9 protein-coding genes and 2 pseudogenes are annotated in these 8,782 nt (G+C 59.0%); 10 read left to right on the top strand and 1 reads right to left on the bottom strand.

What is annotated here, in order from left to right; all coding sequences use genetic code 11:
* Positions 1-130 precede the first annotated feature (130 nt).
* The 7 genes and pseudogenes from CLV77_RS00005 (at position 131) to CLV77_RS00035 (ending at position 6,508) form a co-directional block, all read left to right on the top strand.
* On the top strand, positions 131-1,015 hold the full coding sequence (locus CLV77_RS00005; RefSeq protein WP_076981258.1) for a recombinase family protein: 885 nt from the start codon (positions 131-133) through the stop codon (positions 1,013-1,015).
* A 293-nt stretch (positions 1,016-1,308) separates the two neighbouring features.
* The gene (gene repA, locus CLV77_RS00010; RefSeq protein ID WP_157801980.1) at positions 1,309-2,454 is read left to right on the top strand and encodes a plasmid partitioning protein RepA; all 1,146 of its coding nucleotides are present in this window, start codon (positions 1,309-1,311) and stop codon (positions 2,452-2,454) included.
* The gene (locus CLV77_RS00015) at positions 2,444-3,367 is read left to right on the top strand and encodes a ParB/RepB/Spo0J family partition protein (RefSeq protein ID WP_083707952.1); all 924 of its coding nucleotides are present in this window, start codon (positions 2,444-2,446) and stop codon (positions 3,365-3,367) included. Before repA ends, CLV77_RS00015 begins: the two co-directional genes overlap by 11 nt.
* Positions 3,368-3,571: 204 nt before the next feature.
* The gene (locus CLV77_RS00020) at positions 3,572-4,705 is read left to right on the top strand and encodes a helix-turn-helix domain-containing protein (protein WP_076981256.1); all 1,134 of its coding nucleotides are present in this window, start codon (positions 3,572-3,574) and stop codon (positions 4,703-4,705) included.
* A 113-nt stretch (positions 4,706-4,818) separates the two neighbouring features.
* A pseudogene (locus CLV77_RS16895) lies at positions 4,819-5,716 on the top strand (ParB/Srx family N-terminal domain-containing protein); the annotation flags it as partial.
* A gap of 113 nt (positions 5,717-5,829) precedes the next feature.
* Positions 5,830-6,099, top strand: a complete 270-nt coding sequence (locus CLV77_RS00030) for a type II toxin-antitoxin system prevent-host-death family antitoxin (protein WP_076981254.1) — start codon at positions 5,830-5,832, stop codon at positions 6,097-6,099.
* The gene (locus tag CLV77_RS00035; protein ID WP_233128171.1) at positions 6,092-6,508 is read left to right on the top strand and encodes a hypothetical protein; all 417 of its coding nucleotides are present in this window, start codon (positions 6,092-6,094) and stop codon (positions 6,506-6,508) included. The genes CLV77_RS00030 and CLV77_RS00035 overlap by 8 nt, the downstream gene beginning before the upstream one ends.
* A gap of 28 nt (positions 6,509-6,536) precedes the next feature.
* Here CLV77_RS00035 and CLV77_RS00040 read toward each other — a convergent pair whose 3' ends face one another.
* Positions 6,537-6,830, bottom strand: coding sequence for a hypothetical protein (locus CLV77_RS00040; RefSeq protein ID WP_076981252.1), 294 nt, complete (start codon positions 6,828-6,830; stop codon positions 6,537-6,539).
* Positions 6,831-7,167: 337 nt separating this feature from the next.
* On the opposite strand from CLV77_RS00040, the gene CLV77_RS00045 reads away from it, so the two are divergent.
* The 3 genes and pseudogenes from CLV77_RS00045 to CLV77_RS16900 form a co-directional block, all read left to right on the top strand.
* Entirely contained in the window at positions 7,168-7,653 is a 486-nt protein-coding gene (locus tag CLV77_RS00045; protein ID WP_076981251.1) for a hypothetical protein, read from the top strand.
* A 40-nt stretch (positions 7,654-7,693) separates the two neighbouring features.
* Complete coding sequence (locus tag CLV77_RS00050) at positions 7,694-8,632, top strand: ArdC family protein (protein WP_076981250.1); 939 nt, start codon at positions 7,694-7,696, stop codon at positions 8,630-8,632.
* A 23-nt stretch (positions 8,633-8,655) separates the two neighbouring features.
* A pseudogene (locus tag CLV77_RS16900) lies at positions 8,656-8,782 on the top strand (DUF6330 family protein); the annotation flags it as partial.

An 8,782-nucleotide genomic window follows, 5' to 3' on the forward strand; every position in this document is an offset into this window, starting at 1 on the left:
CGCCTCTCGTGGGCTTCAGCCCATAGATACAAGGCTTCCCGAACTCAGCGCGACGAGGGAAACACCCCTTGCGCGCGTTTGCAAACGGTCGTTTAGTAACGGTATATGAAATTGCAAAAAGACTGTTTTGATGCCCCTGATCGGTTATGCCCGCGTATCGACCGAAGATCAGACCCCCCTGCCCCAGTCGCAGGCCCTGAAATCCGCAGGCTGCGCCGAAATCCATGAAGAACAGGCCTCGGGCGGCAATCGTGCGCGGCCGGTGCTTGCGCGGGTGTTGGAGCGCATCGGCAAGGGCGACACGCTGGTGGTCGTGCGGATTGACCGCCTCGCGCGATCCCTGTCGCATCTGCTGGAGGTGATCGAGCGGCTGGAGGCCAAGGGTGCGTTCTTTCGTTCCATTCAGGACCCGATCGACACCGGATCCCCGCAAGGCAAGTTCACGCTGCAGGTTCTGGGCGCCGCGGCCGAGTTTGAGCGGGCGCTGATCCGGGAACGTACCAAGGCGGGGCTGGCGAGCGCCCGTACCAAGGGCCGGGTCGGCGGGAACCCTGGGCTGCGGGCCAAGGACCCAGCCGCTCTGCGCAAAGTGCGGCTGGCACGACAGGACGGCTACATAGAGCGTCTGAACGAGACGGCCCAAGATTGGGTGCCCCATGTCCGCCGCCTGCGGCCCGACTTGGCCTGGGAAGACGTGGTGCGCATCATCAACGGCCCCTTGCCCGAGGCGCGTCGCTGGACACAAAGCCGCCTGCTGCGCGCTGTGAAGGCCTATGTTCGCGATGGGTTCCTGCCTGCCGAGGTGCTGGCCCGCGCCGGGCGCCGCGAAACCGACGACCGTCTGCCCGCGATCGTCGCCGGCATCAAGGGCGCAGATCCCGACATCACGCTTCAGGCGATCTGCACCCGGCTGGAAGCGATGCGCGAGCGCACGCCACGCGGGCGGACAAGCTGGCAGCCTTCTTCGGTGAAGATGCTACTGGAGCGGGCTGAGAGGCTGGGGCTGCTCGATTGAGATTCCCGAGAATCGCCCATCCGATTCTGCCGACTGATTTCTGTACGCACTCACAATACATCTTGTGGTCACTTCGTAGCTGGCAACGAGGTGTTGAAGTAGAGTGAGAGCGCAGTCGCCCAAGACGCTGATTTTTAACAGTTTACGGGCGACAGAAATCGGTGCCTTCAACGCCGCCAGGCCGCTCAACGGTTTGGTCTGGATTTATCCACAATATCTGTTAAGCTTTGCAAAACAATAAAGACTTGAGGGCAGTGATGAACGGGATACGGGCCTCCCAGAGATTTGAAGTCATGTCCAAGCGGCTTGGTAGTCGGTTGCGTGAACATGCGCAGGAAACCTTCCCACCGGACGCTCAGAAGGGCCTCCGACGCTTCGCCATGCGGGAAGCGGCTGAACTGCTTCGCATTAATCAGAATACCTTTCGCCATCATGTGTCAAACCTCGAAGGCTTTCCCGAAGGTGTCCTGGAGGGCGGCAACCGCCGTAGCTTCTCTGCAGAGGAGATGGTCGAGGCACAACGCGTACTTCTCGAGACTGGAAGGATAAAGCCAGAAGAACACCCGCACAGAAGACCGGGAGAGGCTTGTCAGGTCTTGACGATCTTCAACCTGAAGGGTGGCTCCGCCAAGACGTCATCTGTTGCCCATGTAGGGCAACTACTGGGTCTGCGCGGCTACCGGGTGTTACTGATCGACCTCGACAGCCAGGCAAGTCTGACAAACCTATTCGGGGTTACTCCCGAGCTGGATCCGGATATGCCCACGTCATACGATCTTATCCGATCCGACGATCCACTGCCCGCAACAGAGATCATTCGCAAAACAAACTTCCCGACCGTGGATCTGATCCCGGCATCCATGGACATCATGGAGTACGAGTTCGAGGTCGCCCTGAGCTTCAGACACGGCGCCACCACGTTCCATAGCCGCATCCGGGAAGCGCTTGAGCCCGTCCTCAACCGATATGATGTGGTAATATTTGACACCCCACCGCAGCTGAACTTCTCGGTGATCTCTGCCCTCTTTGCATCGACCGGGGTCCTGATCCCGCTCAACGCGTCGATGCTCGATGTCATGTCGCTGGCGAGCTTTCTGGGCATGGCGAGCAACCTGATGGGCGTCGTCGAGGCACACGCCCCGGAACATGGACTGAACTTCGTGCGAGTTCTGATCACCCGCTACGAAAATACGGATGGTCCGCAGGTGCAGATTTCGTCTCTGCTTCGGACAGTCCTCGGGGATGCCGTGCTGTCTGCCGAGTTCCTGAAATCAACAGCCGTGGGTGATGCTGCGAACACCCAGCAGAGCATCTTCGAGGTCGAACCTCGCGACGTGAACCGCAGAACTTACGAGCGCGCGATCGAGTCCGTCTCGCGCGTGACCGACGAAGTCGAACGCGAAATCCTGAAAGCATGGGGGCGTAGCCATGGCGCGTAAGGTCTTCGGGGACTCACTCAAGAACGCGATGGGCAAAACGCCGCCTTCAGACGACGATCTGGATGTGAAACGGACGAGCCCGACTGTAGCTCGCGCTCAAGCATCTTTGCTCGAAGAGGATAAACACGCCACGCGGCTGATCGACCCGACCGCCATACGGATGTCCGCGGTCATGGACCGCATCGATCCAAGCGATGGTCTGGATGAGCTTGTCTCGTCGATCCGCGAGCACGGTCAAAAGGTTCCAGTGCTGGTTCGCCGAACCGAGGACGGTGCGCTTGAGATCGTTTATGGACGCCGTCGGCTTCTCGCTTGTCGCCAACTTGGTCAGAAAGTGCGCGCTACGGTCATGGAGATGACCGACGAGGAAGCTCTCATTGCCCAAGGCGTAGAGAATAATGCGCGCCAAGATCCATCGTTCATCGAAAGGGCTCTGTTTGTCGCCGGAATCATTCGAGAACTTGGGAAAACCGAAGAAACGCGCAAGAACGCTCAAACGATCGCGTATCGGGCACTTCAGATCGATGAATCGCTCGTCTCGCGGATGAACCGTATCGCTACGGGCATCCCGATGGAACTGATCCAGGCTATCGGACCTGCACACGGCGTTGGTCGACGGGTTTGGGAAAAGCTTTTCAGGCTGTGCGAGAAAGACGTCGCGAGAGCCCGAGAAGTTGCCGGCAAAATCCCTCGCAACATACCGGGCCCCGACCGTCTCGAAGCGGCGGTTGCCTTGCTGACAGCCACCAAACCATCGACGCAGAAGACACACCCCAGTGAGCGCGTGAAGATCGGCCGAAAGGGCAACCGTATCACCATCGATGTGGACGCGGATCTTGTCCCTCGTGTTGAGGAGGCAGTCCGGAAGCTGGTCATGGAGCTTCTTGACCGCGGTCAAGACGGGCCAGAGTGACGACCCCCGTGTCTTGACCGCGGTCAAGACATCAAAAGCAACGAGCAGAAAACGAAAGGAGGACCGGCTAGAAAAAGAAAGACCCCCCGAAAGCGATGCTTCCGAAGGGCCTCAATCAGTCTCGACACCTGATTGATACCCCCAAAACGAATCGATTTCAACACCGCTCGCGGTGAACGGGGAAGCTTTTTCTTCCGAAACACCATGAGACATGCAAATGAAACAACAACCGCCCTGGCGGAACGGATATCTCTGCCCTGCCCTAACCCCTATGAGCTTCTGGGCCCAGTTCGCGTACTGAGGAAGGAGCTCGGTCTCACAACCAATGACCTCGCCGTTCTGACCGCGCTCATTAGCTTCCTACCCCGCAAAGAACGTGAGATTCAGGACAGCCAGCGACTTACGCTCACTGTCGTGTTCCCATCGAACGCTTCTCTGTCAGAGCGCGCCAATGGACTCGATGAGAGAACAATTCGACGCAGCCTGGGACGCCTCTCAGCTGCTGAACTGATCGAACGCAAGAATTCAGCAAATGGCAAACGCTTTCCGCTGCGGTATGGAGGCGTTATCAGAGATGCCTTCGGTATCGACCTGAAGCCCTTGATCGAGAGGTACGGCTCGCTCGCGACACAAGCCTTGCAGCTCACCGAAGAACGCGAGCGCTTGCGCTCACTGAAGGCTGAGGCGTTGGCCCTACGTGCTTCGCTACTCCAACAGACACGCTTCGATGAAGCAAAGCTCTCTACCCTCAACATGATCAGAAATGTCCTGCGTCGAGCAACATTAACCGTTGATGCAGTCCTGAGCGTTATCTCAGAACTTAGAGCCCTCGGAGCCGATACCGACGCAAGCTACGGTGAACACCATGCCGCAGCAAAAACTGGTACCGCAGATAATTTACTAACTATCGAACACCGACCTCATACACCAGATTCCAACGATCTGCCCGCCACAAACGGTCAAAATGTCCGGCACATAGAGTCTATAAAAAAAGATATTAAAAAGAATGTTCCCACTACGGTCAATCGCGGTGAACAAACCGCACAAACCAAACCCACGATGAACCGAGACCCAGCACGCATGGCATGGGAAGACTTCACCCACGTTGCGGGATTTTTCCCAGAACCGCCGCGCACAGGAGAAGCACTTACCCGCATTCTATACGACCTGGGTCGATTGCTTAGAATAAGCAAAGACGAACTGCGGCATGGCATCCAGAAGGCAGGCGCAGGAAAACTGCTTCTCATCTTTGACTACCTGATAGCAAGAGCAGACACGATCAAACACCCTGACGCCTATTTTGAAAGGGTCCTACGCACACAACTTGCTCCCACATGAACTTCTTGACCGCGGTCAAGAACCACCGGGAGAGGGAAAGGAGTGTAGGTTTGATGGTGACCGAAAGTGAGATCGGAAGAGTGGCTTCCGACGCCCGTCGTGGAGAATATCTGATAACCAAAGCTGTCCAGATAATCACCCTGTCCCGGTCCCTGGATATCCCTTTCGACAAACTGATGTTGAGGCACTCCAACGCGCGGCGCATCAAGGCCGGCGTGTCCGTCGAGGACCTGGCCGAAGACATCGCTCACCGCGGCCTCATGCAGAGCCTGAGCGGGCGGCCCGTGTTGGCTGACGATGGTACCGAGACTGGCAAGTTCGAGAACCCAACCGGGGGCCGCCGGTTCCTAGCATTGTCCCTGCTGGTGAAGGAGAAGCGTTTGGCAAAGACCACGCCAATTCCCTGCATTGTGCGGGATGCAGCGTCCGACATCCTGGCCGAGGACGATTCCCTTGCGGAAAACATGCAGCGCGTCGCTCTGCACCCGTTCTACCGGTTCCGCGCGTTTGTGTCCCTGCCTGACAAGGGTCAGACCGATGCTGCATGACCTCTTCCAGGGCGATGGCGACAGTTCGCTCGAGAACCCTGCCTTGCTCGATCGGCTGGTGACGGAGAAACTCCAGGCCGAGGCTGAGACGGTTGCGGTTGAGGGCTGGAAGTGGATCGAGGTCGCACTCGACCTGCCTCACGGCTATAGCCACGGCCTGCGGTCCTTGTCCTGCGATCCGGCACCTATGACGGATGAAGAAGAAGCGGTTCATACCAAACGGCTCTCCGAGTATCAGGCGCTGGAAGAAGAACACGCGGGACAGGATGAGACCCCCGCCGAGATTGATAAGCGGCTTCGCGTGTCGGAAGCGGAGATCGAAAAGATCGAGGCCCTGCCGTTAGTCTTCAATCCGACAGACATCGGGCGGGCAGGGGCGTTCGTCACGCTCGATCGCTACGGCGCGCTGGCAGTCTATCGCGGCTACGACCATCTGACCTCGGACGAGTCCATCGAGAACGGCATCACCGCCAATATGTACACCTACACTGAGACCGTGCAGCGGTTCGGATGACACATGGGAGGGCTCAACCCATCTCTTGCAGAATATCCAGAATGTATGTATATTCTGCACAAATGGAGACCCAGATCATGCATGAGCTTCCCGAGTTCAAGGCGGCCGACCTTACGCGGCACACAAGTGACCTGTTCGACGCGGCCATTCGGTCGCCGATTGCGATCACCAAGCATCGCAAACCCAAATTCGTGCTGATGAGCATGGACCAGTACCAGCAGCTCGCGCGGGGGGCCACGCAACAGGCTCATATGGTTGACGAGATGCCCGAGGATCTCAAGGCGCTGATGATAGAAGGGCTCGAGCGGGACTTGACGCAGTCTGATGACTAAGCCGAGTGCTGGAGAGGTTTTCCGCTACCCGTTCCTATGGAAACGAGAACAGATGGCGGGCGAGACCGAGGGTCGAAAGACGAGGCCTGTCTGCATCGCCGTCACTGTCGCCAAGTCCGATAGCGAGACCGTGGTGTTCATCCTGCCGATCACGACGCAGCCGCCCTTGGCCTCGCGCAAGTTTATCGAGGTGCCACAAATCGAGTCGCAGCGCGTAGGGTTGGAGACCCATGTCCGCAAATGGGTCATGCTGGACGAGATCAACACGGATATTCTGGAGCAGTCCTATGTCTGGGAGGACCGCACGCCCATCGGCACGTTCAGTTCCGTCTTCACATCCAAGATCCAGTCCAGCCTGATCGTGCTGGCTCGGTCGGGCGGGGCATCCGTTGTCGATCGGCTGAAGTAATCTCGATCACAGCAGGGTCTGTCTAGCTTCACTTGTTCCCGTCGATCCACTTCGACATCAGCCCCTTGTCGCGGAAACACTCATCCGGCACGGCGCGGCGTTTGATCCGGGCGAGACGCTCGGCGAAGGCGACCTGCTTTGATGTCGGGCGGCTGTCCTGCGCGCCCGGGTTCAACTTGGCTTGTGCGTCGATCCAGGCGCTCAAGGAGCGCCGATCTTGCTGAACCTCCCACGGCAAAAGCGTCTGGTTGCGCAGGGCCAGCGACCGCGCATAGGCAATCTGCTTTGGCGTCGCGGGCAGGGCGTAAGTGGTGCTTTCCATCGGGGATCTCCCTTCGTAGCGTCGCTCTTAAAGTAGAACATAACAGGAACAAAAACAAGCCACCTCCGGAAATCATGGGGTTTGAGAGGAAGAGGAGGGCCGGGGGCGGTCAGGCCTGAGGATGCCCGAAAGAGGGTGTCCGGGCCTGATCCTGTTCCTCATTGGGGTCTGATGCCGGAAAGTGCAGGATCCTGCGTTCTCATGAGCTTCGCATTTAACAATCTCCGGCATCAGATCCCTAAAGAGTGAAAGTGTCCTTCGGGTTTTGTGACTGACGGATGAGGGCCTTTGGGGTCCCTCAGATGGGTCCGGGCCGGATTCCGGTCTGCCGTTCCTGATGAAGGGCATTCTCATGCAAACAGGTGTCTTGCGCGTATTGCGCGCGACCGCTGCCTCGTGGTGGCGACACAAGGAACTACGCCGATCCGGCCAGACGGGGCAGGCACAGCGGCGCGAGCGGGAGACTGTCCTGCGTGATCTCGGGTATTTGAAGCAGGCCGCGTCATTGCCAAACGCGCATGTCAACTGCGGAGAGGGCGGGACATTCATCCATCTCGGTTGGACCACCGTTTCGACCTTCGCGCCGATCGAGCGCTTTCCCTTGGCCACTCTTGCGGTCGCACGAGGAACGCCGTTCATCGATATCCGATCCGTCACCGATGTCACCGCCTTCGCGAACTTGCCGTGCGTGGCGCGGGACGGATCGGTCGACCCTGACCCTTGCGGTCCTGGCAGGTCCGTCTCGCTGACCACCTACATCGACATGGTCGAAGCCCTCGGTGCCAGGATCGCCAACGATCCGCGCCCCCGCCAGTCAACCTGATCACCATTCCCTCTCACCAACACTCGAAAGGAGGCCAGCCATGGCCCGATCCCGCACGCCCAAATTCGATGCCTCCGAGGTCATCACAAACGAAATCATTCGTATCATCGAGCGCGGCGTCCTGCCGTGGCGCAAGCCATGGACCGCAGGTGGCAGCTCTCGCCCCCTGCGCGTGGGCGGAGAACCGTACCAGGGGGTGAACAACTTCCTGCTGACGATGCGGACCGTGATGGCGGGCCACAGCTCGCCTTTTTGGATGACGTTGCCGCAGGCCAATGCCTTGGACGCAAAGGTCCGCAAGGGCGAGAAGTCCTCTGTCGTCGTCTATTACGGCCAAAGCCGGAAAGACGCGGGCGGCGAGGACGACCGCAGCGATGGCGATGATCGCTCCGAGGAAGCCCGCATCTTCCGCTTCCAGAAATCCTACCGCGTGTTCAATGCCTGCCAGATCGAGGGCTTGCCCAACAGCTTCTTCCCCGATCCGGAGCCCGTGCCCGAGCATCCGCCGTCCGAGCCCATCCCGCACATGCAGGCGTTTTTCGATGCCATCGACATCACGACCGTCTTCACAGGAACGGAAGCGTACTACCTGCCGCCCGTGGACAAGGTCTACATGCCGTCCATTACGCGGTTCCAGGACCCACGCAATTTCTACGGGGTCTGGGCCCATGAGCTGGCCCATGCCACGAAAGCCCCCCATCGACTGAACCGTGATTTCGGGTTCTCGAAGTTTGGCAACACGTCCTATGCGCGCGAGGAGATCGTCGCGGAATTGACCTCGGTGTTCCTAGGTCAGACGCTCGGCTTCACGGCGCATACGCTCGAGATGAATGCCGCCTACCTGCACAACTGGTTGCGGGTCCTTCGGTCGGACAAGGGCGCGATCTTCCGGCACGCCGCGGACGCGCAGCGCGCCTGTGATTATCTGATCGCCAGATCGGAGGTGGGCAGGGCAGGTCGCAGTGCCGAGGCCGCCTGACCGCACGGAGAACGGAGACACCCATGTCACGTAAGGAACCCAAAACGCTGCGGGTGCCTGCTTCAACGACGGCCGCCGCAAGATCATCACCTTCAAGCGCGGTGCCTATTGGTGGAGCGCTGCCGAGGGCGCTTATCCGCTCTCGGCAGC

The sequence above is a fragment of the Brevirhabdus pacifica genome, from assembly GCF_002797755.1.
Lineage (GTDB): Bacteria > Pseudomonadota > Alphaproteobacteria > Rhodobacterales > Rhodobacteraceae > Brevirhabdus > Brevirhabdus pacifica.

What these genes read in the sequence shown, in the direction of transcription:
- CLV77_RS00005 (WP_076981258.1), top strand. Translation starts at nt 131, where the DNA reads ATGCCCCTGATCGGTTATGCCCGCGTATCGACCGAAGATCAGACCCCC.
- repA (WP_157801980.1), top strand. Translation starts at nt 1,309, where the DNA reads ATGTCCAAGCGGCTTGGTAGTCGGTTGCGTGAACATGCGCAGGAAACC.
- CLV77_RS00015 (WP_083707952.1), top strand. Translation starts at nt 2,444, where the DNA reads ATGGCGCGTAAGGTCTTCGGGGACTCACTCAAGAACGCGATGGGCAAA.
- CLV77_RS00020 (WP_076981256.1), top strand. Translation starts at nt 3,572, where the DNA reads ATGAGACATGCAAATGAAACAACAACCGCCCTGGCGGAACGGATATCT.
- CLV77_RS00030 (WP_076981254.1), top strand. Translation starts at nt 5,830, where the DNA reads ATGGAGACCCAGATCATGCATGAGCTTCCCGAGTTCAAGGCGGCCGAC.
- CLV77_RS00035 (WP_233128171.1), top strand. Translation starts at nt 6,092, where the DNA reads ATGACTAAGCCGAGTGCTGGAGAGGTTTTCCGCTACCCGTTCCTATGG.
- CLV77_RS00040 (WP_076981252.1), bottom strand. Translation starts at nt 6,830, where the DNA reads ATGGAAAGCACCACTTACGCCCTGCCCGCGACGCCAAAGCAGATTGCC.
- CLV77_RS00045 (WP_076981251.1), top strand. Translation starts at nt 7,168, where the DNA reads ATGAAGGGCATTCTCATGCAAACAGGTGTCTTGCGCGTATTGCGCGCG.
- CLV77_RS00050 (WP_076981250.1), top strand. Translation starts at nt 7,694, where the DNA reads ATGGCCCGATCCCGCACGCCCAAATTCGATGCCTCCGAGGTCATCACA.